The organism is Tatumella ptyseos (assembly GCF_030552895.1).
GTDB lineage: Bacteria > Pseudomonadota > Gammaproteobacteria > Enterobacterales > Enterobacteriaceae > Rosenbergiella > Rosenbergiella ptyseos_A.
The window spans coordinates 3,034,134-3,058,352 of record NZ_CP130649.1; the positions used below are offsets into that span (position 1 = coordinate 3,034,134).

Sequence of the window (24,219 nt, forward strand, 5' to 3'; positions counted from 1 at the left end):
CTGTTGAGGTAAATAAAAATAATGAAGACGTTATTCCCGCTTAAGCGTCATGCTTTTCTGGTGTCATTGGTACTATCCGCTCCCCCTCTGAGTTATGCCGCAGACAACACGGTTGTTGTCACCGCTGCACCTGAAGATAGTGCCGTTTCAGAAACGCACGGTTATACCGCCAAAACCAGTTCTGGTGCGAGTAAAACGGATCAACCGCTTATTACCACTCCCCAATCTGTCTCGGTCATCACTCGTCAACAGATGATTGACCAAGGTGCAATGACGGTTAACGATGCCTTAAACTATACTGCAGGGGCGTTTACTAATTTCGGAGGTGCAGCAACCCGCTACGATACCGTATCACTGCGTGGCTTCCACGGTGGCGACGTCGATAATATCTTCCTTGACGGTATGCGTTTAATGAGTGATCCCAGCAGTTATAACGTGTTACAAGTCGATCCATGGTTCTTAGAGCGAATTGATGTAATCAAGGGGCCTTCCTCCGCCCTTTACGGCCAAACCGTCCCCGGTGGCTTAGTGATGGAAACCTCAAAACGCCCGCAATTTGCTGAAGAAGGACACTTCAAAACCTATTACGGTAACCATAGCACCAGCGGCGTTGCCATGGATTATACCAATGCAATCAATGACCAATGGGCTTTTCGTTTAACCGGTATCGGCCATCAGAGTCATACACAATTTGACCATACCCGAGAAGAACATTATGCCATTTCACCGTCCTTATTGTGGCAACCAGACAGTGATACCTCGCTATTATTAAAAGCTTATCTACAGAAAGACCCTTCTGGTGGTTTCCACGGCTCAGAACCTGGCGACGGCAGCTTATATAGTCATAATGGTAAAAGGCTCAGTACAAGTTTCAGTGATGCCGATCCCTCTTTGGACCAATTCAAACGCCACGAACAGATCTATAGTTATGACTTCTCACATAACTTTAATGATACGTGGTCAGTCCACTCGACAGGAAGTTATAGTCATTCCAATGTCGATCTCGATCAGGTCTATCAAATTGGTTGGCAACCGGATAGTGATATCTTAAATCGCTATTATTCAGGATCTCGGTCCTCATTGTCCGCCGTAGCAACAGACAATCAATTAATAGCGAATTTAAAAACTGGAGAAATTCAGCATAAAGTCGTTATCGGCGCGGAATATCACGAATATACCAACCGGCATAAAGATGCGAGTGGTGTGGCTTCGTCAATTAATCCTTTCACCGGCGAAACCTATGGGGAAAATGGTGATTATACTTTCTACGGTACAAAGAATCGCTACTATCAAACCGGTGCATACTTACAGGATGAAATGCAGTGGGACCGTTGGCACTTAGATGTCTCAGGGCGTTATGATCGTATCGTCTCGAAAAGTGTGAGTCATGATCTCGGCACCCAGTCACGTCGGCAAGATGATCATATAAGTGGTAGAGCAGGCCTACTTTATGCCTTTGATAACGGGATTTCGCCCTACCTCAGCTATAGCCAAGCAATTACTCCCCAAGCGCTATCCGATGCTAATGGTAATTTGTTAAAGCCGACCACCGCATCACAATATGAAGCTGGCGTAAAATACCAACCGGTTGGGACCTCTGATCTTTACAGCATCGCGCTCTACGACCTGACCCAAAAAGACGTTGCTAATCGAGTAGTGCCTGATACGTACTACGCTTCCGTCGGAAAAGTGCATTCCCGTGGTATCGAACTTGAGGCCCATAATCAGTTAACGTCACGATTGAGCACTATTGCTACCGCCAGTGTTAACCATGTTCGCTATGAAGATGCTATCGACGGAAATAATGGTAACACGCCGTATGTTACGCCAAACGCGACCGCTTCTGCTTGGGTAAATTATAAATTCGATTATGGCATCACTACCGGTGTTGGGGTTCGCTATATAGGTAAACAGTGGGCAGATAATGAAAATACGACTCGTATTCCTTCGGCTACTCTGGTCGATGCTTCAGTAAGAATGGACCTCGGTGCATGGCGTTCGCAGTGGAAAGGCGCTTATGTACAACTCAATGCGAAAAACTTAGGAGGACGTGATTATGTGGCGTCTTGCTATGGAACAGGTTATTGCTATTGGGGAGCGGAACGTTCGGTAATTGCTACCGTTGGTTACGACTTCTAAGCTTAGGCGCGGCCTCACGGCCGCGCCCCTTTTACTCGAGAGTCAGAGCCTGACGATGCTGCCTCACCCAGCGAACAAACATCACACTCAACAGTAACCATAAGCCACCACTTGCCAGATTTACCCCAGAAAAGCCGATTAAACCCTGCTGGAAGTAGCCTTCGCGCGCGAATTCTAAACCGATGGAGTACATCAGAATACTCAGCATCCCCATCATAGCCGCGACCTGCCCCTTAGATTCTGTTACCGAAAATAACGTTAGCCGATAAAGGACTGCCGTACTCAATCCCGCACCAAACGCATAAAGACTTAAGCCGCTGACCAGAATCGCAATCTGGTAGGTATCACTTAAGGTGGCGCAAAGTGCAATCAGTAGCCCCCCCACTAACGGCCACGCTCCGACAACTAACGGGCGAGTAATCTCCGCGTGGTGGGTGAGCTTACTCAGCACCACATTACCAAGGATCATTGCCACGAAAACCGGGACTTGCAGTAGCGCATAATTGACCTCACTCATCTGATGGTCATGGATTAAGTAGACGGGTGACAGCGCCACCCAACTGAGGATAGGTACAGCAGATAACCCCAGTGCTAAACAGCCCGCAATGAGCGCGGGTCGTTGTAGCAGTATCCAATAGCCCCCTAGTAACCGCTTTGGCGTTAAACTCAGCTGCCGATTTCCTGATGTTTCAGGCATGCTGAAATATAGCCCGACCAAAGCGATCAGCGACATAAGCGCGAAAATAACAAACAGCATGCGCCACGTGGTAAATAACAGTAAGGCACTCCCGGCCAGCGGACCAATTAAAGGCGCTAACAGTGCCACATTCGCCATCCACGCCATAAGTCGAATACTCTTGCGCTCTTCGAAAGCCTCCTGCACCGCGGTATAGCCAACAGCACCAATGAAACAGAGACTGATCCCTTGGATAAAACGTAGCAACATAAACTGCTCAATGGAGGTTACCCAGAAGGTGACGCCACTGGCGATGGCAAATAACAAGGCTCCCGACATCAATATTGGCCGACGCCCCCACTTATCGGAAAGCGGCCCTAACAGCCACTGTAAAACAAGGCCACCAATCAAGTAAGCCGTCAGCGAAAAAGGCACCCACTCAGGGCCAACCTGTAAATCTTGGGTCACTTGTAACATGCCCGGTTGCACCATATCGTGAGCAATATAGGTCGTGAACTCAAACAGAACTAAAGAAAAAGGGAACAGCCATGACGTTACGGGTGCGTCAGGACGTGTGGAAGTCGATGTCATAAATAAGACCTAAAAAGGAAAAAAGACCGGCAGAGCCGGTCATTGTAGTGACTTTATTGACTGTCGGTATCACTTTTTAAATTGAGCTATCGGGTTTACCAATACCCCAGCCAATTTTAAGGCACTAGCCGGATCGTCTAAATTGACCATTTGCTGATTATTCGCTAACTGCAGCCGGTTCAAACAAGAATGTGCATAGGTCGGGCTAAACAGATCAAACCGTGCAAACTTGTCAGCAAATTGAGGGTGGTGACGCTGATAGTGCTCAATACTGACAGCAACACGCTGCCAAAATGCGCCTTCTTGCATCACCTCATCTTCATCAAGAATCGCGCTAATGAAGCGGAAGAAGCAACTGAATACATCGACAAAAATCGATAACAATTTCAGCTCATCCGGAACCTCCGCCTTAATACGTTGTATCTTATCCGGTAGTTCGCGCGAGGTATCTAAAATCGCAATTTCTTCACCAATATCTTTCATAAAGCAGCCTACTGGCACGTCGTCCTCTAACTTGAGAATCAGGTTTTCGCCATGGGGCATAAAGACCAAGTCATACTGGTAGAAGCAATGCAAGATAGGACTTAAATAGGCTTGAAGATAACGGTCAATCCACTCAGCGGGGGCTAAACCTGAACGCTTGATCAGGGCTGTTAACAGGGCTTTACCCTCTGCGTCGCGATGAAGTAATCCGGCCATCGTCATTAACCGCTGCTGATCGGTTAAGCCCGTTAACGGGTTTTCCCGCCACAAGGCAGCAAACATCTTCTTGTAGGCCGACTCTTTTTTGATGGCTTTCTCGTAAAGACGATGATGATAGCCAATGGTGGCAACCTCCTGCAGAATTGAGAAGCTACAGTGGCTAAGCCAATTATCCTCGGCGACGATCTTCGCTAGCCATTGATTTACTGCAGGCGTCGTGGCCATATAGTAAGGGGATAACCCTCGCATAAAGCCCATATTCAGTATCGAAAGCGCCGTTTTGACATAACGTTTGGATGGCTGACTACGATTAAAGAATGTCCGTATTGACTGCTGCGCCTGATAGGCATCGGTTGCGGCACCTAAATAAATAATCTTTTGCTGGGCAATATCGGCTGCAAAGACTGTGACGATTTTATTTTGCCACTGCCAAGGGTGTACAGGTGTAAAGAGGTAGTCCTCCGGTAACACGCCCTGCAATCGTAACGTGGCCTCCCACTCTTTGACCTGCGCCGCCCCTAACTCCTCCTCGATAAGGGTGGCGTAATCCAGCCCATCAATCGCAGCAAAATGCCCATTACTACGATGGACCGCGACCCAAAGCATATAGATCGATGCCCCCACTTCCGGCGCATAAGCCAAGTAGTCTGCGGCATCAAACCCAATACGCCCATTATTGGCAATAAAACAAGGATGCCCCTCGGTCATCGAGGACTCAATGGTCTGGAAGTCTGCCGCCGCTAATTGGTCGCTGCTCGGATTGCCTTTCTGTAACTTAAACTGACTGCTGCAGAGCGTGCTGGAGACCTCTTCTAGATAGGTGGCTAGCATCGACTCCGGTATAGCCAGTTGGTCGGCGAATTCGACAATAAAATTCAGCGCGTCCAGCGGTTTCTCTTGACCTTTGTGGGTCTTCCTTAGGGTCCGCCAATCGATAGAAAGGTGGTTTAGCACCCGCCACTTCCCTTCAAATTGATACACGTTCTCGCCCGAGCTATCGGTTAAACGCCATCCCCCTTCGGCGACCGCTTCGGGAACTAATAGCCGCTCATGGCTGAATTCAGTAATCGCTTTTTGGATCAATTGTCCATTTGCCTGCTGCCAGTGCTTGGCGTTAGGTTGGGCAGGAGGTAATACGGTCGCTGGCTTTAACATAAGGGCTTTCTCTCGATAAAAATCTGTGGCAGTACAAAACGCTAACCATGCGCGTTTGTGACCAAGGTCGATTTGTTGGTGGTAGCGGAAACCTGCTTGTTGATTAAGTCGATGGATTTTGTGGTTATTGACATCAGGCTCGACCACGACACGCGCCACTTCTGGGCGGCTAAACATATATTCCATTACGGTGGCGAAAATTTGCCGACTTAATCCTTTAATGGGCGTACTGACTGGTGCCACGAGCAGGTGCATACCATAATCGCCAGACTGCGCAGGGTAGTGTTCGGCCACCTCTTCCTGTAACGCCTGATAGCACTCGATTAAAAAATAAGGATGTCCGTCGAGACACCCGATCAGCACACTGTTGACGTCTTGGGCGACCAAGTTGATATAGAAGTTGTTGACCTGCTCAACGCTCTGATCCTGCATCCCCCAAAACTGCGCATGGGGCTGAATCACCCAATGATGGATCATCGTTTCATCCCCTACTTGCCAACGGCGCAAGGTGAAATGGCCCAAAGGTTGTTGCAGACTAAATATACGCTCACCCATCAACGGCCTCCTTTGGAACGCCAAAGGTTTGGAAAGCAATTTTTTTCTCGACCGGATACACCTCTCGACCCAGAATACTGCGTAGGATCACCGAGTTGCGATAACAGGCCATCCCTAAATCGGGTGAGACAAAACCATGGGTATGTAACTCGGCGTTTTGAACAAAGAGGCTATGGCGACGATCAATACTGTAGTCTCGCCCCACCGCATAACGCTGCTGGCGATCAAACTCGATTAAGGGCATGAGGGGCGTTAAGAAATCAGGCGGGCGATAGGTATAACCCGTCGACATAATCACGCCATCAGTCACGAGGTCAAACTCTTCCTGCAGGACTTGGTGAGACAGGGTGAGTGTCAATGCTTGGTTTTCATTTGCCTCCATGGCAACAAGGCCGGAGTCGGTACACAGGGTGACCGGCAGTGGCCCCTCCAGATCCTTACGATAAAGCAGTTCGTAAATATCGTTAATTAGGCTCTCGTTAATCCCCTTATAAAGGTTTTTCTGGCTCGCGTTAAGCCGATCACGTTGTGCCTCTGGTAATGCATGGAAATAATCAACCCACTCTGGCGAAGTCATCTCCAACGTCAGCCGAGTGTATTCCAGCGGGAAAAAGCGCGGGGCGCGAGTCACCCAATTTAATTGATAGCCATACTGATCAATATCTTGCAGCAAATCATAGAAAATCTCTGCCGCACTTTGACCACTTCCCACCACCGTAATCGTCGAACGCTGCTGAAGTGCCTCTTTCTTCGCCAGGTAGTGCCCAGAATGTACCACCTGTTCTAAAGATGAATCGATCCAGTCGGGCATCCAGGGCGTCGGTCCAGTCCCCAGCACCAGATGCCGAGCGAGCCATTGCTGGCGTTCACCACTGACGGTATTTACCGCGTCAACGCAATAGCAATCTCGTTGTTCATCCCGCACCACTCGCTCAACTCGAGTATTCCACTTTAACGACGGTAGCTGTTCACATGCCCACTGGCAGTATTGGTTATACTCCTTACGCAATAGGAAAAAGTCCTCACGAATATAGAATGAGTAAAGTTTTCCCTTTTGTTTCAGGTAGTTTAAAACACTAAAGCGACTGGTCGGGTCAGCCAAGGTCACCAGATCTGCCATAAAGGGCGTCTGTAAATGGGCAGATTCCAGCATCATGCCTGGATGCCAGTTAAAGGTCGGTTTTTGATCGAGATAAACCGCATCCATATCGCTTATCGCGTCAGTGAGACAAGCCAGACTGAGATTAAAAGGGCCAATGCCTACGCCCAATAGATCATAGATTTTCTCGGACATTAGTGCGCCCCCACAATTTGTTTACGCGGGGTACGCTGACCAGCCAATGCCTCGCCACGATAAATTAAGGCTTCGATCACTTGTTGGATCTCATCTATCGATGTCGCTGGATTCAGTAAGGTAAATTTCAAGTACTGCTTACCCTTCACCTTAGTGGCTGCAATCATCGCTTCACCGCTTTGATTAAGGCCTTTACGGATTTGTTGATTAATCTCGTCCACCTCATTAGCGCTTAATTCGGTGGTTGGGTGGAACCGGAAGACTTGGGTGGTTAACTCTGGCGCGTGTAAAACTTCTAACTGCGGATAGGCGATTAAGCGACGGTGAGTCTCTACCGTTAAGGCAATAATTTGATCGAACGCTTTACCTAATGATTCACGGCCGATAATGCGTAAACTTAACCACATTTTTAAAGCGTCAAAACGGCGGGTCGTTTGTAAACTTTTATCCACCAAATTCGGTGTACCTTCTTGTTTGGCACTGAGTGGATTGAGGTAATCGGCGTGAACCGTAACATGCCGTAAATGGCTCGCTTCACGAACAAAGAAGGCGCCGCAACTGACACTTTGGAAGAAAGATTTGTGATAATCAACCGTTACCGAATCCGCTAACTCTATTCCCGCCAAGCGGTCACGGAATTGGTTTGACGTTAACAGTCCACAGCCATAGGCCGCATCAACATGAAACCACGCTTGGTGCCGGTCGCACAATTCGGCAATTTCAGCTAAAGGATCTACACTGCCGAAATCGGTAGTCCCTGCTGTCGCTACCACCGCGATAGGGATTAAGCCCTCCGCGATCGCCTGTGCCATTGCCTGTGCTAATTTGGTACTGTCCATCTTGTAGTCGTCGTCATAATCGACGGCGATAACCGCCTCATAGCCTAGCCCTAGTAAGGCGCAGGACTTCTGAATACTAAAATGGCTTAACGCAGAGGTGAAAATACGCCAACGAGAGGCTTCAGCAGGTAAACCATGATGCTTAACCAGACGTTCGGGCGTATCTTTAGCAACCCGACTGTCTCGCGCTAATAACATCGCCATCAAATTTGACTGGGTGCCACCGCTGGTAAAAATTCCCTCACTCCCCTGGGGTAAGCCTATTTGCTGTAACGTCCAATCCACCACCTTCTGTTCGATCAAGGTGGCTCCAGCGCTCTGATCCCAAGTATCCACTGAGGTATTTACCGCACTTAACAGCTGCTCGGCCAATAACGTGGGTAACGTAATCGGACAGTTTAGATGGGCGATATAGCGGGGATGATGGAACCACACGGCATCACGTAACCAGAGTTGCGACAGTTCTTGCAGCGCAGCCTCTGTCGAGAAAAGCGGCTGAGTTAAATCCACCCTCGAAAACTCAGCCGCCAGTGCTTGAGGCGTAATGCCACTAAAGGGTCGAGAGACCCTAGCCATATGTTGACTGATCAGGTCAGCGACCAACTGCGTATTACGGTGATAATCACCGAGCGTTTTATCGTTAAACAACCACTCCGCAAAGGAGTTTTTTTCGCTATTATTTTTAGACACTTAGACCACCCTTTCCCTTTGAACCATTAGAAAAAAAACAATCACTCCAGTAGAAAAACTGATTATTATGGAGGGGTTATAAGATATGAGAATCTAAATGATAATGATTAGCATTAACAATAAGGAATAATCTCAAAGCTATTTAAGTCATTAAAAACAGGTCTTCTCCTTTTCGCCACCGCTAGCCGTCAAGATATTGAATGTGTATGATAATTATTATCATTATTTTATAGGCGAGTGGTCGGTATGGCATCAGGTTACAGAGTGGTCGATCTTCAATTAAAACGTCGGGAAAGGTTGAGCCCTTCGCTATTACGCTGCGTCTTTACCGGCCAAGATATCGATAAAATTAAACATGAGGCACCAGACCAGCGCATCAAAATTCTCTTGGCGGAACATCAATCCTGCCAAAAACTCCCCGTCACCGAAGATTGGTACGGAACCTTTCTGGCAATCCCTAAAGCAGAGCGCCCAACCATGCGAACCTATACTCTGCGCCACCTTGACCTATCTCAACAGGAGTTGTGGGTCGATTTTGTGCTACATGGCGATACTGGGCCAGCCTCGCGCTGGGCTCAGCGTGCGCAAGTCGATAGTCCACTACAGATAATCGTACCGAATGCCGCCGCAACAGGGTCCAGTGGCGGGTTTGAATGGTTTGAAAACCCGACGCTACAAGAGGTTTTAGTGGTTGCCGATGAGACCGCCCTGCCAGCCGCAATGGGGATTTTAGAAAATCTTGCACGCCGTCCGAACCCACCCCGCGTTCAAGCCTACCTGCATGTACCATTAGCCGCAGATATTCAACCGATTTACTATGACTTTGCTAAGATTCATTGGAGTAGCACTGAGCGTGATGGCGAGGCGCAGCAGGCTATTTTACAGGCGGTACAATCGCGATTAACGCTACCGGACTACGCCTGTAGCGCGGACCAATCGTTAGAAGAGAAAAGCCTTAGTGAGGATATTTTATGGGAACGGGCCGAGCCGTGCGAACGCTTTCGCGCTTGGGTGGCCGCCGAGTCGAGTGTGGTCAGAACCTTACGCCGTTATCTCATTCAAGAATGCATGCTGACCCGTGAAACGGCAACTTTTATGGCCTATTGGTCGCAGGGTAAAGTGACAGGTTAAGCGTTCTCTGACCGAAAAAAATTAGGATAATGACACTTAGAGCTTAATGTTTTTCTCGTCTACACTGAAATAAAGGAATGATAACAGGAGAGATCATGAGACTACTTATTGCACTACTTTTACCTTGGCTAACCTTCTTCACTATCGGTCGACCTATCGCCGGGATTATCTGCTTAATTTTGCAACTGACGCTGATCGGCTGGCTACCTGCCACCATCTGGGCGGTCTATGCCTTAAGCCAATACAACACCGATAAAAAAATTCAGCGCTCAATGCGTTAAGCGCTGTTGGGGGCAGGCTCTCAGCCTGCCTTTCATCATTTCACCCGTGTAAAACGCCCAATAACAATTGTTATCCCAATAATGGTTGCTACGGCCGCAATATGTAGGGTGAAATCCATCCGATCTTGTTGTACTGGGTGACACAGTGATAACAGGCTGACTGACCATGCCGCTACGCTAATTCCCGCCATTAATAGACTCTTCTGACTGTACAAGCCCCCGCTCTGTCGTAATGTCCACAACAAGGTGATCACCATCGGCGTACTGACGACCATTAAAAAAAGATAGCAAAAAGTACCGTGGTCATGGGTCGGTGCTGGGGGATGAGCCGGGATACTCATAATATTTAGTAGTAACCAAAGTCCGCCCGCTAAGACAAACCGCACAGTAGGGATGGTATGGCGTCCGGGGATTAATAAGGTCAGTGCGTTCCATACCGCCGCAATCCCTATCGTCACCGCAAGGACTAGTTGCGCTATGGCCAGCCCAGCACCGGGTTGGGTCCAATTAGTCAACCCGCGATGCACCACTACACTAGACACTATCGCTAAGGGAAGTGCTACCGCGATCCACCTTAGAATACGAGAACCCGTTGGAGCGAGGGGGTTAACTGGCTGCATCTCGTGAGAGAGTTGCTTAATTAATTGCTGATGATCACTCATTTTTGGCTCCGAACCGTCGTAAATTGACCAACGCTCGATGTAATAAAGACTTCACGGCCGAAAGGGATAATTGATGGTGCGAGGCAGCTTCCGCGAGACTCTTTTCATTAAGATGAACAAATTCCACCATTTCTCGTTGGCGTGCTGGTAACTGCTGCAAGTAATAGCCTAACTGATGTTCATCTGGCATCGGTTGACTCTCAACCGTAGTCGATGCTTCACAGTCATCGTCCATCACCTCATAGCGGCGATAGCCTTGGCGGCGCAGCGCATCAATACAACGCGCCCGAATGATCGCCTGTAACCAAGGCATAAAGGGGTAATGGCTGTCGTAAGTGTGACGAACACGGTGAAGTGTTAGCAGTACATCTTGGATGACATCTTCAACATTACCCTTATCATAAATTTGCTTACTGACTTGCGCTCGGATCACCGGTAGCAAAGCCCTCAACAATCGTTCGTACGACTGTTGAGAGCCATGCTGAGCCTGCACCATGAGTGTTGGCCACTGCTGCTTATCGTGATCGTTATGCACCATTAGCCGCTTTCTGTAAGGCTTGTGTCACAATCTGCGGAGTCAGCACCTGTGGCAGCACCACAGGCTTACCGCCGTCTGCCGGATAAACAAGATACATGGGTAACCCACCTTGCCCAAACTCAGCCAACGCATCCTCAACATCGGGATTAAACTTGGTCGAGTCGGCCACCATAAAGTGTGTTCCGGTCGCTGAGATAGCCTGTTTTACCGCTGCTGTCGACAAGGTTGTGCGCTGATTAACCTGACAAGTGATGCACCAAGAAGCCGTAAAGTCGACGAAGATAGGTTTTCCTTTCCCCCGTAACTGCGCCACGTTGTGCGGGGACCAGGTTTCTTCACTAACCGATGCGGTGGTAGAGACTTGGCTCTGCTTAGGTGTTATCCCAACCACTGGCGCTATTACCGCAATTAGCAGGAGAAAGGTAAATGCCGCTAAGCCGCGGTATGAACGTGACATCATGCGTCGACGCTGCACAATACCGTACAACCACGCGGTAAAGCCGAATAGCACCGAGACCGCCAACAGCATTCCTAAGGCTTGGCTATCCGTTTGTTGGGAAAATACCCAGACTAGCCAAGCGTAAGCTCCAAGCATCGGAAAGGCCAAGCCATGCTTTAATGTCTGCATCCACGCACCCGGTTTCGGTAACCAGCGCGACAGTGCGGGGAAGAAACAGATCAACGAAAAAGGTGCTGCAAAGCCGAGGGCTAAAAAGAAAAAGACCCACAGGGCAACAAAGGGTGGTTGTACCAACGCATAACCTATCGCACTGGCCATAAAGGGTGCGGCACAGGGAGTTGCCACAATAATGGCCAGGGCCCCAGTCAGAGCTGAGCGAGCAAAGATCCCACGTGACGTCTGAACGGCCCCAACATTTTGTACGGCAAGACCGACTTCAAACAGCCCAAGTAAATTGAGTGCCGCCGCCAGCATCACCAAAGCCAACAGGGCAATCACTAGCGGAGATTGAAGCTGAAACCCCCAGCCTACCGCCGCGCCACCGGCACGCGCCGCCAGCAGTATCCCGGCCAGCAACAACATAGTGACCACCACACCGACCAAGAAGCCCATTCCTTCTCGCTTAGCGTGTTCAGAACTGGATTGATGGTTGATCAGACCTAGCGCTTTCAGAGAGATAACTGGGAAAACGCAAGGCATTAGATTAAGGATAATGCCGCCCACAAAGGCGGCGAATAGCGCGGTTAGCATTTTATCACCACTTAATGTGCTGCACGGTACTGTTGCACAGCATCCAGCGCTTTCTGAATGTGCTGATCAGGATTTCTGTCCGTGTAACTCATTAAAATTTTACCTTCAGGAGAGATGACATAGGAGGTCCGCTCTGACATCGCCTTACCTTTTACTTCTACCGCGGTTTGATACTGCGCCGCGACTTTCGCACCCGGATCAGCCGCCACCGCAAATTTATCGCGGCACTCCAGCTTGGAGAACTGACTAATTTGGTCGGTATTCCCTGCCGTCACACCAATGACCGTCGCGCCCAGTTGGGTAAACTTATCGGTGGCTTCGGCGAACTCATGAGCCTCTAAGGTACAGCCAGCAGTAAACGCCGCAGGAAAGAAATAGAGCACAACCGGGCCTTTCTTAAGGGCTTGCTGCAACGAGAAGTCGAGGGGTTTACCGCCCAGCGCCGCATGTAATTGGAATTGCGGAGCCGCTGCGCCGACAGGTAGTGCAGCCTGCGCCGTAAAACTTGAGGCCGCGAAAGCCATGCCCATCCCGGCAACCAACTGGGTAATACGACGTTTCAACATAGTCATCTCCATACTCCTGTAGAATTAAAGTAATAAGTTTAGTTAACCTTACTAAGTAATTCGCTCACCCGAGTAAAAAGTTGCGCGAGGAGATAAAAAAATTTCGCTTATTTTCCCCACAGCCGCATGGCCCGCAGAGTATTATCTTTTTTCACCACATGATGATAAAGCGCCGCCAATGTGTGTGCCGCGATAAGCCAATAACCGAGCTGGGCGAGGTCTACATGCCATGACATCAGGGTTTTTGCTAAGGCTGGATTCGGCGTATCGGTAATCGGCATCGTAAACCCTAACCATGACCACTCCCGCCCCCTAAAGTAACGCGCGGTAAGACTCAGTAACGGCAAGGTGACAAACAAGAGGTATAAGATCCCATGTCCCCACTGTGCTAACCGAGCTTGTTGACGAGACGGAGCCCCTTGAAGGGCGCGTTTAGCCCGTAAGAAAAGGCGCGTGACCATCATGATAAGCACACTCATCCCCGCATACACATGGGTAAACGCGACCATTTTTCGCTGCTCAGGGGTTAAATCAATCCATGAACGCGACTCGATACTGCCGTAAGCGGCCAGTAAGGCGAGCAACGTTAACCAATGAAGCAGACGGATAGCAAAAGAGTAATGGAGGATCATCTTTGTCGACCTAGCCTAAATATTTTTGCTTAACATCGCTTACCCTTAGGCTCAGGTCAAGTTATCCCTACTCAATCTTAAGGCCTGGATTAGGTATGAGAACAAGTGGTAGTCGACGTCAGTTGCGCCAGCGCTTCCTGTAAAAATGGCCAAGCGACTAACTGCTGCTGATACCGCCCCGCTGAGCCCTGTAACCTGACACCGTAATGGTGTAGACGGAAGGCCAACACGGCATAGAAAGCATCAACAGCCGTCGGTTTCTCGCCCTGATAAAAAGGACCTTCGGCATCCGCAAACAATGCGGTGACTCGCGTGATGTCGGCGGTTTGCGCGGGAGAAAAGGCGGTTAATGGACTCACATCCGCTAAGGTGAAGGGCATTGTTTGTCGTAGCGCACTGAAACCCGCGTGCATTTCGGCACAAAGGCTTCGCGAGAGCGCACGTTTACCCTGATCAGTAGGGTAAAGTTTCCCGTCACTCAATTCATTAAGGTACTCAAGAATCGCTAAGGAGTCGTGGAGGCGCAATGAGCCGTCTTCTAGAAAGGGCACCAACCCTGTCGGACTGAGCGCGCGCAGTACACTTTTACAACTCGCGCACTGTAACGAAAACACATTAAGGTCTACAGGTAGTTCGGCAATTTTTACGCCGATCATCGCCCTTAAAGACCATGTTGAATCTGTACCCACCGATAACTGCATTACAACGCTCCTAAGCTGATCATGTTTCAGCCACTTTACACGTAATGTTGTTCAGAGACATCTATGCAGAAACTATTTGGCCTTGCGTGCCTCAGCGATACATTGATGGGGATCGATAAAAGGAATACGTGGATGGTCGGCATCGAGGTCACGCAGTGGCTCGACTTCGCGCAGCGTTTGCTGAGAACGGGTGACCAGTTGATGATACTGCGCGGTACCGGCCCGTTTCCATGCCAACTCCTGACTCGATAGTGTTCGCACCACTTTGGCGGGAGAGCCTAGGATTAATTGATTGGCGGCATAACTTGCCCCCGCTTTCACGAAGGAGGCTGCCCCGACAATACAGTTCTCACCAATCTCTGCAGCATCCATAATCACCGCATTCATTCCCACCATCGCATTGCGGCGGATGACGCATCCATGTAACACGGCACAGTGACCAATATGGCCGTCTTCCTCAACCACAGTATCCTGCTCAGGAAAGCCATGCATCACACAGTTATCTTGGATATTAGCGCCACGTTTAACAACAATACGCCCAAAATCACCTCTCAAACTGGCATTAGGGCCGATATAAACGCCCGCCTCGATGATCACATCGCCAATCAGTACGGCGGTAGGATGAACATAACTCTCGAGAGACACTACAGGGGTTACGCCGTCTATTTGATAAATGGGCATCTGGGCACTCCTAGTCGGCAAGTAGCCCGCCGAATCGTTGATAGTAACTGCTTGCTGGAAGAGGTAAGTCCCCAACAGAGTTTTCACCCTTTTCGCTGAGGAACTGCAGCGCGCCGAGTGACGTTCGCTGATAAATATTAATAAAGAGTTGGCGGGCCGTTTGGCCAGACCAATGGCTCGGTAACAATTCTTGCGGCAACATCGGGTCACGTAACGTGATACGACGGTAGCAATCCACCACCAATAATTGCAGGTGGAAACAGCGTTCTGGAGTCAGCTCATCGTCCTTAGCGTCTTTAAGTAAGCGCTGCAGTGGCCGGAAAGTTTCAATAAAACTTTCCAACCGCTCATTTTTCTCGGTCAGCTGCCAGCACTCTTCGACCCGCGACCGTAAAGCGGCCCGTGACAAGGCCAATGGAGAGGTCGCTTCAAAGCAGATGACGTTTTCGGCAACACCCGCTTCAAATAATAGGGCTTGCACTTCAGCAAGATTTTGAGACGGCGACGCCATTAAGCTCGGCGCTAATACACCGAACCCCTGCCAAATAAGCTGTTTTTTGACATCGAGTAAGGTCTTACGCTCTAAGCCCTCAGAGAGTAATAATAGCCACTTCCCATCCCACGCCGGTTGTTCAGTACAGTAAATTTTATGCTCTGCTCGGCGGGTAATTCGTGCCCCTTTATCACTGAGGCGATAAAAACTGCGTCGCCCCAAACGAGTCACCTCTAACCACTCCTCTTTATGAAGGCGAAAGAGTGACGTTCGAATAAATCGCTCACCAAATCCCAGCCCTTCAAAAAGAGCCGTCAGACTAGCAATACTGATTTCACTCCCACGATGAGCCAGGGCATCGCCGTAAAATGATGAAATCAGTGAGGTACCGCTCACCGGTAGCGCGGTAACGGCCTGTTGGATAAAGCTATCAATCTTATTCATAACGTCCGATTCGTTGAGCAACTTGCCATCTGGCCATCATAGCATAAGCGCTGATCAGCCTTAGCCATTCGCCACTAATTTTCGTAAATCAAACACTCGGCAGGCTTTTCCTTCTGATCGAGGAAGGCTACCGCAGTTGACGATAACGACCTCAGTGGTAATGCCAATCATCGCCTTGATCTGATGGCAGAGTAATTGTCCGACTTGCAATCGCTGCTCTGGGGTCAGGTGTAAAAATTGCTGTTTGATTTCGACACGAATCGCTAGCGCGTCCAGATGTCCGCGACGATTAATTTCAAGTTGGTAGTGCGGCGATAGCGCCTCTAATTTCAAAATCTCCTCTTCAATTTGAGAAGGGAAAACGTTCACTCCACGGATAATTAACATGTCGTCACTGCGCCCAGTAATCCGGTCCATACGGCGCATGGTTCGAGCAGTACCGGGGAGTAAGCGGGTCAGGTCCCGGGTACGGTAACGAATAATGGGTAAGGCTTCTTTGGTTAAACTGGTGAACAATAGCTCACCCAATTCGCCATCGTCCAGCGAGCCACCATCGAGCGGATTAACGATTTCAGGAAAAAAATGGTCTTCCCAAATAGTCGGACCATCGCGCGTTTCCAGACACTCCATGGCTACTCCCGGCCCCATGACTTCAGATAATCCATAAATGTCTAAAGCCGTGATGCCAAGCCGCTGTTCAATCTCCTGGCGCATCGCCAAGGTCCAGGGTTCTGCGCCGAACACCCCCACACGCAGTGAACACTGCCGAGCATCGCCGCCATACTGCTTCTCTAACTCTTCAATCAGGTTTAAGCAGTAAGAGGGGGTCACCATAATAATATCGGGTTGAAAATCACGAATTAGCTGCGCCTGCTTCTCAGTTTGCCCCCCCGACATCGGGATAACCGTTGCACCTAAGCGCTCAGCACCATAATGCGCACCAAGTCCGCCAGTAAATAATCCATAACCATAGGCGACATGAATTTTGTCTTTTGCCGTTCCCCCTGCTGCACGTAAGGAACGGGCGACAATATCGGCCCAAGTATTGATATCACGCTGGGTATAGCCGACAACGGTTGGTTTACCCGTCGTCCCAGAAGAAGCATGAATTCTAACGACCTGCTCCATAGGTACCGCAAAGGTATCAAAGGGGTAGTTGTCCCGAAGGTCCTGTTTGGTGGTGCAGGGGAATTTTTTAATATCCTCAAGCTGGGTAAAATCATCCGGATGCACCCCAGCTGCATCAAATTTCCGACGATACATCGGGACGTTTTGATAAGCATGGTGCAATGTCCATTTCAGTCTTTCGGTTTGTAATGCCCGTAATTCATCGATGGACGCCGTTTCGATCGCTTCTAGTTGTTTTGTTGTTGTCATAATCATTGCTCGCAGGTTGATACGTTTACACACGCTCAAGAATCAGGGCGATACCCTGACCCACGCCGACACACATGGTACATAAAGCAAAACGCCCGCCACGGCGCTGTAATTCGTACGCAGCCGCTAAAGCAATGCGGGCACCACTCATTCCTAGAGGATGGCCCAAGGCGATAGCACCGCCATTAGGATTGACATGAGCCGCGTCATCGGCGATTCCCCATTGACGGAGCACGCCCAATGCTTGTGCGGCGAAGGCCTCGTTAAGTTCGATAACATCCATATCGTTAAGGGTTAAGCCCGCGGTATGCAGGACTTTCCGCGTCGCCGAGACCGGCCCTAGCCCCATTAATCGAGGTTCTACCCCAGCGGTTGCCATGGCAACAACGCGTGCTAACGGCTGAAGATGCGACGCTACCGCTGCACGTTCACTGGCAATAATCAGGGCTGCTGCACCATCGTTGATCCCCGACGCATTCCCGGCGGTTACACTCCCCCCTTGACGGAAGGGCGCTTTCAATCCGGCGAGCTGTTCAGCAGTGGTATTACCACGGGGATGCTCATCGACGGCAAACAGATGGGTCGCCCCTTTTTTATCGGTAATATTGACGCCAATAATTTCTTGTGCGAGGTAACCCGCTTGCTGTGCAATGGCGGTACGCTGCTGACTACGCAAAGCGAAAGCATCTTGATCCTCCCGCGTAATAGACAGCAATTCAGCCACGTTCTCTGCCGTTTCCGGCATACTCTCGCATCCATATTGCTTCTCAAGCAGCGGGTTGATAAAACGCCAGCCCATAGTGGTATCAAAAAGCGCTTGTTGTCGCTGAAAAGGTGTACTTGCTTTACCCATCACGAAGGGGGCCCGCGACATCGACTCGACGCCTCCGGCGATCATCATGTCGCTATCCCCAGCACGGATTGCTCGGGCAGCAAAACCGATAGCATCCAGACCTGAGCCACAGAGACGGTTCAGTGTTGTGCCAGAAATCTGTTGCGGAAGATTGGCCAATAACACAGCCATACGGGCAACGTTGCGGTTATCTTCCCCTGCCTGATTGGCACAGCCGAGAATGACATCATCAATACGGTCAAGATCGAGTTGCGGGGCGCGTTGCAGTAACGCACGTAACGGGATGGCTGCCAAATCATCAGCTCGTACGGAAGAGAGCGAACCGGCATAACGGCCGATTGGCGTACGGACCCCGTCACAAATATAGGCTTCAGACATGGCTCACCTCCACAGACTCGACCAAACGAGGGGTAGCATAGTGGGCCAGCAATGCTTTTTGCCGTAGCAGAGGACAAGGACGATACCGCTCCTCGCCGTAGTAATGTTGTAAGTTTTCGAGTAACGTTAGCACTTGCCCCCACCCCCATTCGGCACCCCATGCCAGAGGGCCTTTCGGGTAGTTCACGCCAGTTTGCATCGCGATATCGATATCCTCTGCGCTAGCAATACCTTTTTGCAGAGCATCTAAGGCTTCATTGATAATCATCGCGACAGTACGGCTGACTAACAGTCCAGGGTAGTCGGCAATGATCAACACCGTTTTACCCTGCTGCTGAAAATAGTGCACAACGCTTTCGGTTTGCTGGCGAGTGTTAATACTAGCAGCCGCTAACACGATAGTACTCCCTAAGCTGAGGTCATAGACCACCGTAGGTTGCTGATGACGAACCGCCAGACATGTTGCTGTTTCGCCCTGGGTCGGCACCACGCTCACCCCATCGACCTCTAGCTTGCCTGCCGAATAGACATGCACTTTTTGAATGCGCGGCCCAAGGATTTCCTCGGCAACCACTTGCGGATGAGGTTTTGACCAATCATAGACACCTCGACCGGATTTTTTACCCAATCGACCAGCACTCACTAATGATTGCTGAGTCAGCGAAGGCAGAAAGCGCCGATCTTGCCAAAAACCCTGATAGACCGAGCACGTCACGGCGAAATTCACATCTTGACCAATCAGGTCGGTCAAGGCGAGCGGACCCATCGCGAATCCTCCGGCATCACGCAGAGCGCTATCAATCACCTCGGGCGCCGCGACGCGGTCTTCTAACGCGCGCCACGCTTCGGCGTAAAAGGGCCGAGCCACACGATTAACAATAAATCCGGGGGTCGAGTAGCAGGTTACGGGCTGTTTTCCCCAACCGCGTACTTCATCAACTAATTGTTGGATGACCGACTCCGTGGTCTCTATTCCACGCACCACTTCAACCAATTTCATTACCGGCGCCGGATTAAAAAAATGTAGCCCGGCAACACGCTGAGGAAAGGTGAGATGACGCGCAATATCAGTAATAGAAATCGATGAGGTATTGGAGGTAAAAATCGTACTTTCGCTACAAATCGCTTCTAGTTTTGCGAAAAGTTGCTGTTTTATTTCGTAATTCTCCGCCGCAGCCTCGATGACTAAGTCGGCATCCGCCAACGCTTCAAGCTGATAAACGGGGATCAGGCTGGCTAAAATTGCTTCACGTTGAGCAGCCGAGATCTTAGCGCGTTGTACGCGTGAGTCGAGACGTTGAGTGATCCCTTCTATCGCCCCCGTCACTGCGGTAGGATTAATATCGTAGAGTTTAACCCGCTTCCCCTGTTGAGCCGCCACTTCAGCGATACCCGCACCCATGGTACCGCCACCTATCACTGCCACGTTATGAAGTGTTGTCGTCATCCTATTTCCCCGTAAACTGTGGTGGACGTTTAGTCAGAAAAGCACTGACCCCTTCTCGATAGTCGGCACTTCGCCCAGCAAGTCGCTGAAAGTCACGCTCAACCTCGAGCTGCTGCGCGAGGGTATTTGTTTCTGCTTCGCGAAGGGCTTGCTTAATCAGTCCTAACCCGTAAGTTGGCTGTGTCGCCAAATGCTGAGCCAGCTGCGCGACCGTCGCTGAAAAGTCTGCGTCATCAACCACCTGCCAAATCATTCCCCAGGCTTCAGCTTGTTCCGCACTGAGCTTGCCACCTAATAAGGCCAAACCCGCCGCACGCGCACGCCCTGCGAGTCGCGGCAATAACCAGGTTCCACCGCTATCCGGAACCAATCCTAGGCGACTAAATGCCATGACAAAGCTGGCTTGACGGCTAGCAATCACAATGTCACAGCCTAACGCCAGCGTGGCACCTGCTCCGGCGGCCACACCATTCACTGCGGCTATCACGGGTTTACGCAGTGCAGCCAAACGGTTCACTAGTGGGTTGTAGAGTTTCTCAACCGACTCGCCCAAATCCGGCGCAGGGCCATTGGGGTCGACATTACGGTCATTCAAATCTTGTCCGGCACAAAAGCCACGCCCGGCGCCGGTAATTACGACACAACGAATGCTGTCATCTTGCTCAGCTTGGGTCAGACACTTCGCTAAGGCTTGATGCATCGCAACATTAAAACTATTGAGTCGATCTGGACGATTCAGTGTTAGGGTCATTACGCCCTGTGTCACTTCACAGAGTAGCGTCTCCATACTTAGCACCCCCGATAATGAGCGGGACGCTTCTCGAGAAAGGCAGCAATACCCTCTTCTCGGTCAGCCGTGGCCGCTAATAAAGTGAATAACTGGCGTTCTTGAATCAACCCCGCCTGCAGCGGCACCTCATGCGCCTGCCTTAATGATTGCTTCGCCGCCTGTAAGGCTAAGGGGGCATGGCAAGAAAGGGTTTTGGCGAGTGCTAGGGCATAATCGACACAAAGCTCAACTGGATAAATATTACTAATCAAGCCCGCCTGTAATGCCGACTGTGCCGTAATACTTTCACCCGATAAGATCATGCGACTTGCTAGGGCTTTCCCTACACTGCGGATCAGACGTTGCGTTCCCCCTGCACCAGGAATAATGCCAAGTTTGATTTCAGGTAAACCAAACTGCGCATTCTCTCCTGCAACGGCCAGGTCGCAGAGCAATACTAACTCGCAGCCCGCCCCCAATGCGTAGCCATTGACGGCAGCAACGAGTGGCTTTGGAAAAGCGTTGAGACGTGCCCATAATTGCGGGCGTAAATCGTTGAAGGTTGCAGGTAAATCTTTCTCTGCCATCTCCCGCAGATCAGCCCCTGCAGCAAAAAAGCGCGCATTGCCAGTGATCACACACGCCGCAATCGAGGTATCGTTTGCTGTCGCCTCTAGTACCTCAGCAAGGTGTTGTAAGGTAGCGTTGTCTAAGGCGTTACGCGCCTCAGGACGGTTGAGGGTAATGAGCAATACCTTATCGTGTTGAGTAAGAATAAGTTGGCTCATACCATCCCCTTCGCATCAAAATCGATCACCACATCTGGCGTGGTAGGAAGCGCTTGGCAACTGAGCACATAGCCTGCCGCTAGCTCATCCGGCTCCAAGCTATAGTTCACCGCCATCTCCACTTCACCTCGTATCACTTTACATTTACAGGTGGCACATACCCCGCCTTTACAGGCGTAAGGTAAGTCGGCGCCTTGACGCAATGCAGCATCCAGTAGGCTCTCATCTTCTGCCGTAAGCGTCAGAGTGCGATCGCGACCATCTTGACGCAGAGTAAACTGTTGGTCTGTACTTTCGCTTCGAACTGTACGAGGTGTCATTGGACCAGAGTTGAAACGTTCAACATGAATGGTCTCTTTTGCCATTCCCAAGGTTTGTAGGACTGCTTCGGCGTCGTCCATCATGCTATTAGGGCCACAGATAAAGGCTTCATCAAATTGATGAAAATCCAGTAACCAGCGGCCAAGCGCCTGAAGTTTTTCCCCGTCGATATGCCCTTGTAATAAGTCGCTGTCGACACTTTCTTGACTAAACACGGATATCCACTGAAACCGCTCAGGATAAGTATCTTTAATATCCGCTAAGGCTTGGCGGAACATCATGGTTTGGCTGCTACGGTTACCGTAGAGTAGTGTGAATTGGCTACTTGGTTCCTGTAATAAGGTGGCTGAAATAATGGCTAACATCGGCGTGATCCCAGAACCGGCGGCGATAGCCAGATAGTGTCCTTGCCTGTCGGCTTGCGGTTGGTAACCGAAGTTACCTTGCGGCACCATCACTTCTATCTCTGAGCCGACCTGAATGCCTTCGCGGGCGAAGTTAGAAAAGCGCCCGCCCTCTATCGCCTTTACCGCCACGCTGACTTGGGTTGGCGAGACGCCCCGACAGATAGAGTAGCAGCGACGTAGCTCTTCACCGGCGACGCGGGCTTTCAGGGTTAGATGCTGCCCAGGGCGAAAACGATAAGCCGCTTGCAGTAACTCAGGAATGGCAAAAGTAATGGTAACGGCCTCCCGCGTTTCAGGTTCGACGCTGGCGACCTTTAAAGAGTGAAATGTCGTCATAGCAGCCTCAGATACATTTAAAATAGTCAAAGGGTTCGCGGCAGTCGTCGCAGCGGTAAAGCGATTTACAGGCGGTGGACCCAAATTCGCTGATCAGCGAGGTCTGGTGGCTGCCACAGCGAGGACAACTCACCTCGACCGGCTCGGCAGCATGGCAACTATGCCCCACCGGCGGGCTAATCCCGTAATGACGTAAGCGTTGACGGGCCTCGTCGCTCATCCAATCGGTGGTCCAAGCCGGATCAAGCTGCAACACGATATGAATCGGGGTAAAACCCTGGTCAGATAAGGTGCTCTGCATCGCCGAAATCAGATGTTCAGTCGCGGGGCAACCAGAATAAGTGGGTGAGAAGCCGATAACCCAACCCTCTCCTTGCTGATGAACACTCCTTACCATCCCCAAATCAGTAATGCTTAATACCGGTATTTCAGGATCGGGAATCTGGCTGAGTAAGTGCCAAATTTCTGGGATTTCTGCGGGAAGAATCTGCTGTAAACGTTGCATCGTCAGCTCCTTTACCATTGCTGCCCCGGATAAGATCGCGGCAAAATTTGCATTTCTGCCAGCATGGGTCCGAGATGTTCAGTGTGCAGCCCCTGTTTACCGCCTCGGCGATAAGCCGCCTCCTGTGGTAACGCTAAACCTGCTTGACGAACACCGGCAGTGACTTCTTCCAACCACGGCGCTTCAAGCTGCCGAGGATCAATGCCAATACCCGCCGCCGCCATGGCGTCATCGTGCTCATCCGCCTCAAACAACTCAGCGGTAAAACGCCATAATTCATCAATCGACCCTTGCACTTTCTGTGCAGATAACGCCGTCCCTTGCCCTAATCGCTCAAGCCAGCCGCGGCTAAATCGTAAATGGTATTTCACCTCTTTTAAGGCTTTCGCCGCGATTGCCGCAATCTGCGGATCCTGACTCGTGATCAAACGACTGTAGAGCGCGACATGCCAAGCATCGATGAAATATTGCCGAACCAAGGTATCGCCGAAATGACCATTAGGTTGCTCGACCAGCAGCAGATTACAGAACTGACGCTCATCACGCTGAAACGCTAAGCTGTCTTCATCTTGGTCGCCAAGACGCTGCGCCGCATACGTCAGGAAATTTCTGGCTTGGCCTAAAATATCAAGACCGATGTTGGCGAGTGCGAGGTCAATCTCCAGTTCCGGTGCATGACCACACCATGCCCCCAGCCGTTGAGAAAGCACCAAGCCGTTATCGCCAAGTCGTAACACGTAAGTTGTTAAACTATCCATCAGGACCTCACATATGCTCGATGCCATCAGGCAGTTGGTAGAAGGTGGGATGGCGGTAAATTTTGCTTTCTGCTGGCTCGAAAAACTCACCACGGTCTTCTGGCTGCGAGGCGATAATTTCAGCCGCTTTGACGACCCAAATTGAACACCCCTCACTACGACGTGTGTAGGCATCGCGAGCATTTTCTAACGCCATCTGATCATCTGCGGCGTGTAAACTGCCAACATGGCGGTGGGAAAGCCCTTGATGGCTGCGAACAAACACCTCGTATAACGGCCAATAATGTTGATTCATAACCG

General features: G+C 50.4%; 24 protein-coding genes. 3 read left to right on the forward strand and 21 right to left on the reverse strand.

Going from position 1 to position 24,219, the window contains the following annotated elements; all coding sequences use genetic code 11:
• Window positions 1-21: 21 nt before the first annotated feature.
• Entirely contained in the window at window positions 22-2,139 is a 2,118-nt protein-coding gene (locus tag QJR74_RS14320; protein WP_304372465.1) for a TonB-dependent siderophore receptor, read from the forward strand.
• 31 nt (window positions 2,140-2,170) lie between these two features.
• On the opposite strand, the gene QJR74_RS14325 is transcribed toward QJR74_RS14320, so the two are convergent.
• From QJR74_RS14325 to QJR74_RS14340, 4 genes are all read right to left on the reverse strand, one after another.
• Window positions 2,171-3,406, reverse strand: a complete 1,236-nt coding sequence (locus QJR74_RS14325) for an MFS transporter (RefSeq protein ID WP_304372467.1) — start codon at window positions 3,404-3,406, stop codon at window positions 2,171-2,173.
• Window positions 3,407-3,475: 69 nt separating this feature from the next.
• A complete protein-coding gene (locus QJR74_RS14330; protein WP_441007617.1) occupies window positions 3,476-5,821 on the reverse strand; it encodes a GNAT family N-acetyltransferase in 2,346 nt (781 codons plus the stop codon).
• Window positions 5,811-7,112: a lysine N(6)-hydroxylase/L-ornithine N(5)-oxygenase family protein gene (locus QJR74_RS14335; protein ID WP_304372470.1), complete on the reverse strand. Its 1,302-nt coding sequence runs from the start codon at window positions 7,110-7,112 to the stop codon at window positions 5,811-5,813. The genes QJR74_RS14330 and QJR74_RS14335 overlap by 11 nt, the downstream gene beginning before the upstream one ends.
• On the reverse strand, window positions 7,112-8,641 hold the full coding sequence (locus QJR74_RS14340; RefSeq protein WP_304372471.1) for a pyridoxal phosphate-dependent decarboxylase family protein: 1,530 nt from the start codon (window positions 8,639-8,641) through the stop codon (window positions 7,112-7,114). The genes QJR74_RS14335 and QJR74_RS14340 overlap by 1 nt, the downstream gene beginning before the upstream one ends.
• Window positions 8,642-8,887: 246 nt before the next feature.
• Between QJR74_RS14340 and QJR74_RS14345 the strand changes: the two genes are divergently transcribed.
• Window positions 8,888-9,772 carry a siderophore-interacting protein gene (locus QJR74_RS14345; RefSeq protein WP_304372473.1) on the forward strand — a complete coding sequence of 295 codons (885 nt, stop codon included), beginning with the start codon at window positions 8,888-8,890 and terminating at the stop codon, window positions 9,770-9,772.
• Between the two features lie 95 nt (window positions 9,773-9,867).
• The gene (locus QJR74_RS14350) at window positions 9,868-10,053 is read left to right on the forward strand and encodes a YqaE/Pmp3 family membrane protein (RefSeq protein ID WP_048913441.1); all 186 of its coding nucleotides are present in this window, start codon (window positions 9,868-9,870) and stop codon (window positions 10,051-10,053) included.
• A 35-nt stretch (window positions 10,054-10,088) separates the two neighbouring features.
• Here the strand turns inward: QJR74_RS14350 and QJR74_RS14355 are convergent, their stop codons facing one another.
• The 17 genes from QJR74_RS14355 to paaB form a co-directional block, all read right to left on the reverse strand.
• Entirely contained in the window at window positions 10,089-10,715 is a 627-nt protein-coding gene (locus tag QJR74_RS14355; protein ID WP_304372474.1) for an NrsF family protein, read from the reverse strand.
• Window positions 10,708-11,253, reverse strand: coding sequence for a sigma-70 family RNA polymerase sigma factor (locus tag QJR74_RS14360; RefSeq protein ID WP_304372475.1), 546 nt, complete (start codon window positions 11,251-11,253; stop codon window positions 10,708-10,710). The genes QJR74_RS14355 and QJR74_RS14360 overlap by 8 nt, the downstream gene beginning before the upstream one ends.
• A complete protein-coding gene (locus QJR74_RS14365) occupies window positions 11,243-12,463 on the reverse strand; it encodes a protein-disulfide reductase DsbD family protein (RefSeq protein WP_304372477.1) in 1,221 nt (406 codons plus the stop codon). The genes QJR74_RS14360 and QJR74_RS14365 overlap by 11 nt, the downstream gene beginning before the upstream one ends.
• A gap of 11 nt (window positions 12,464-12,474) precedes the next feature.
• Window positions 12,475-12,993: a peroxiredoxin gene (locus QJR74_RS14370; RefSeq protein WP_304374064.1), complete on the reverse strand. Its 519-nt coding sequence runs from the start codon at window positions 12,991-12,993 to the stop codon at window positions 12,475-12,477.
• A 143-nt stretch (window positions 12,994-13,136) separates the two neighbouring features.
• The gene (locus QJR74_RS14375) at window positions 13,137-13,661 is read right to left on the reverse strand and encodes a cytochrome b (RefSeq protein ID WP_304372479.1); all 525 of its coding nucleotides are present in this window, start codon (window positions 13,659-13,661) and stop codon (window positions 13,137-13,139) included.
• An 89-nt stretch (window positions 13,662-13,750) separates the two neighbouring features.
• Complete coding sequence (locus tag QJR74_RS14380; RefSeq protein WP_304372481.1) at window positions 13,751-14,362, reverse strand: glutathione S-transferase N-terminal domain-containing protein; 612 nt, start codon at window positions 14,360-14,362, stop codon at window positions 13,751-13,753.
• Between the two features lie 72 nt (window positions 14,363-14,434).
• On the reverse strand, window positions 14,435-15,043 hold the full coding sequence (gene paaY / locus QJR74_RS14385; protein WP_304372482.1) for a phenylacetic acid degradation protein PaaY: 609 nt from the start codon (window positions 15,041-15,043) through the stop codon (window positions 14,435-14,437).
• A 10-nt stretch (window positions 15,044-15,053) separates the two neighbouring features.
• Window positions 15,054-15,980: a phenylacetic acid degradation operon negative regulatory protein PaaX gene (gene paaX, locus QJR74_RS14390; RefSeq protein ID WP_304372484.1), complete on the reverse strand. Its 927-nt coding sequence runs from the start codon at window positions 15,978-15,980 to the stop codon at window positions 15,054-15,056.
• Window positions 15,981-16,040: 60 nt separating this feature from the next.
• Window positions 16,041-17,357 (reverse strand): phenylacetate--CoA ligase PaaK, encoded by a 1,317-nt coding sequence (paaK, locus tag QJR74_RS14395; RefSeq protein ID WP_304372485.1) that lies wholly within the window; start codon window positions 17,355-17,357, stop codon window positions 16,041-16,043.
• A gap of 25 nt (window positions 17,358-17,382) precedes the next feature.
• Window positions 17,383-18,588 carry a 3-oxoadipyl-CoA thiolase gene (pcaF, locus tag QJR74_RS14400; protein WP_304372487.1) on the reverse strand — a complete coding sequence of 402 codons (1,206 nt, stop codon included), beginning with the start codon at window positions 18,586-18,588 and terminating at the stop codon, window positions 17,383-17,385.
• Window positions 18,581-20,035: a 3-hydroxyacyl-CoA dehydrogenase gene (locus tag QJR74_RS14405; protein WP_304372489.1), complete on the reverse strand. Its 1,455-nt coding sequence runs from the start codon at window positions 20,033-20,035 to the stop codon at window positions 18,581-18,583. The genes pcaF and QJR74_RS14405 overlap by 8 nt, the downstream gene beginning before the upstream one ends.
• 1 nt (window position 20,036) lies before the next feature.
• The gene (gene paaG, locus QJR74_RS14410) at window positions 20,037-20,822 is read right to left on the reverse strand and encodes a 2-(1,2-epoxy-1,2-dihydrophenyl)acetyl-CoA isomerase PaaG (protein ID WP_304372490.1); all 786 of its coding nucleotides are present in this window, start codon (window positions 20,820-20,822) and stop codon (window positions 20,037-20,039) included.
• 2 nt (window positions 20,823-20,824) lie between these two features.
• Window positions 20,825-21,592, reverse strand: coding sequence for a 2,3-dehydroadipyl-CoA hydratase PaaF (paaF, locus tag QJR74_RS14415; protein WP_304372492.1), 768 nt, complete (start codon window positions 21,590-21,592; stop codon window positions 20,825-20,827).
• Window positions 21,589-22,656 (reverse strand): 1,2-phenylacetyl-CoA epoxidase subunit PaaE, encoded by a 1,068-nt coding sequence (paaE, locus tag QJR74_RS14420; protein ID WP_304372494.1) that lies wholly within the window; start codon window positions 22,654-22,656, stop codon window positions 21,589-21,591. Before paaE ends, paaF begins: the two co-directional genes overlap by 4 nt.
• Before the next feature lie 7 nt (window positions 22,657-22,663).
• Window positions 22,664-23,161: a 1,2-phenylacetyl-CoA epoxidase subunit PaaD gene (paaD, locus tag QJR74_RS14425; protein WP_304372495.1), complete on the reverse strand. Its 498-nt coding sequence runs from the start codon at window positions 23,159-23,161 to the stop codon at window positions 22,664-22,666.
• A gap of 11 nt (window positions 23,162-23,172) precedes the next feature.
• Window positions 23,173-23,919 (reverse strand): 1,2-phenylacetyl-CoA epoxidase subunit PaaC, encoded by a 747-nt coding sequence (paaC, locus tag QJR74_RS14430; protein ID WP_304372496.1) that lies wholly within the window; start codon window positions 23,917-23,919, stop codon window positions 23,173-23,175.
• A gap of 7 nt (window positions 23,920-23,926) precedes the next feature.
• Window positions 23,927-24,214: a 1,2-phenylacetyl-CoA epoxidase subunit PaaB gene (gene paaB, locus QJR74_RS14435; RefSeq protein WP_304372498.1), complete on the reverse strand. Its 288-nt coding sequence runs from the start codon at window positions 24,212-24,214 to the stop codon at window positions 23,927-23,929.
• Window positions 24,215-24,219 lie beyond the last annotated feature (5 nt).

Coding starts and splice junctions, on each gene's coding strand:
- paaX (WP_304372484.1), bottom strand. CDS start 15,980: ATGAATAAGATTGATAGCTTTATCCAACAGGCCGTTACCGCGCTACCG.
- paaC (WP_304372496.1), bottom strand. CDS start 23,919: ATGGATAGTTTAACAACTTACGTGTTACGACTTGGCGATAACGGCTTG.
- QJR74_RS14360 (WP_304372475.1), bottom strand. CDS start 11,253: ATGGTGCATAACGATCACGATAAGCAGCAGTGGCCAACACTCATGGTG.
- paaE (WP_304372494.1), bottom strand. CDS start 22,656: ATGACGACATTTCACTCTTTAAAGGTCGCCAGCGTCGAACCTGAAACG.
- QJR74_RS14370 (WP_304374064.1), bottom strand. CDS start 12,993: ATGGGCATGGCTTTCGCGGCCTCAAGTTTTACGGCGCAGGCTGCACTA.
- QJR74_RS14320 (WP_304372465.1), top strand. CDS start 22: ATGAAGACGTTATTCCCGCTTAAGCGTCATGCTTTTCTGGTGTCATTG.
- QJR74_RS14350 (WP_048913441.1), top strand. CDS start 9,868: ATGAGACTACTTATTGCACTACTTTTACCTTGGCTAACCTTCTTCACT.
- paaK (WP_304372485.1), bottom strand. CDS start 17,357: ATGACAACAACAAAACAACTAGAAGCGATCGAAACGGCGTCCATCGAT.
- QJR74_RS14325 (WP_304372467.1), bottom strand. CDS start 3,406: ATGACATCGACTTCCACACGTCCTGACGCACCCGTAACGTCATGGCTG.
- paaF (WP_304372492.1), bottom strand. CDS start 21,592: ATGAGCCAACTTATTCTTACTCAACACGATAAGGTATTGCTCATTACC.
- QJR74_RS14405 (WP_304372489.1), bottom strand. CDS start 20,035: ATGACGACAACACTTCATAACGTGGCAGTGATAGGTGGCGGTACCATG.
- paaY (WP_304372482.1), bottom strand. CDS start 15,043: ATGCCCATTTATCAAATAGACGGCGTAACCCCTGTAGTGTCTCTCGAG.
- QJR74_RS14355 (WP_304372474.1), bottom strand. CDS start 10,715: ATGAGTGATCATCAGCAATTAATTAAGCAACTCTCTCACGAGATGCAG.
- paaD (WP_304372495.1), bottom strand. CDS start 23,161: ATGCAACGTTTACAGCAGATTCTTCCCGCAGAAATCCCAGAAATTTGG.
- QJR74_RS14365 (WP_304372477.1), bottom strand. CDS start 12,463: ATGCTAACCGCGCTATTCGCCGCCTTTGTGGGCGGCATTATCCTTAAT.
- pcaF (WP_304372487.1), bottom strand. CDS start 18,588: ATGTCTGAAGCCTATATTTGTGACGGGGTCCGTACGCCAATCGGCCGT.
- QJR74_RS14345 (WP_304372473.1), top strand. CDS start 8,888: ATGGCATCAGGTTACAGAGTGGTCGATCTTCAATTAAAACGTCGGGAA.
- paaB (WP_304372498.1), bottom strand. CDS start 24,214: ATGAATCAACATTATTGGCCGTTATACGAGGTGTTTGTTCGCAGCCAT.
- QJR74_RS14335 (WP_304372470.1), bottom strand. CDS start 7,112: ATGTCCGAGAAAATCTATGATCTATTGGGCGTAGGCATTGGCCCTTTT.
- QJR74_RS14380 (WP_304372481.1), bottom strand. CDS start 14,362: ATGCAGTTATCGGTGGGTACAGATTCAACATGGTCTTTAAGGGCGATG.
- QJR74_RS14375 (WP_304372479.1), bottom strand. CDS start 13,661: ATGATCCTCCATTACTCTTTTGCTATCCGTCTGCTTCATTGGTTAACG.
- paaG (WP_304372490.1), bottom strand. CDS start 20,822: ATGGAGACGCTACTCTGTGAAGTGACACAGGGCGTAATGACCCTAACA.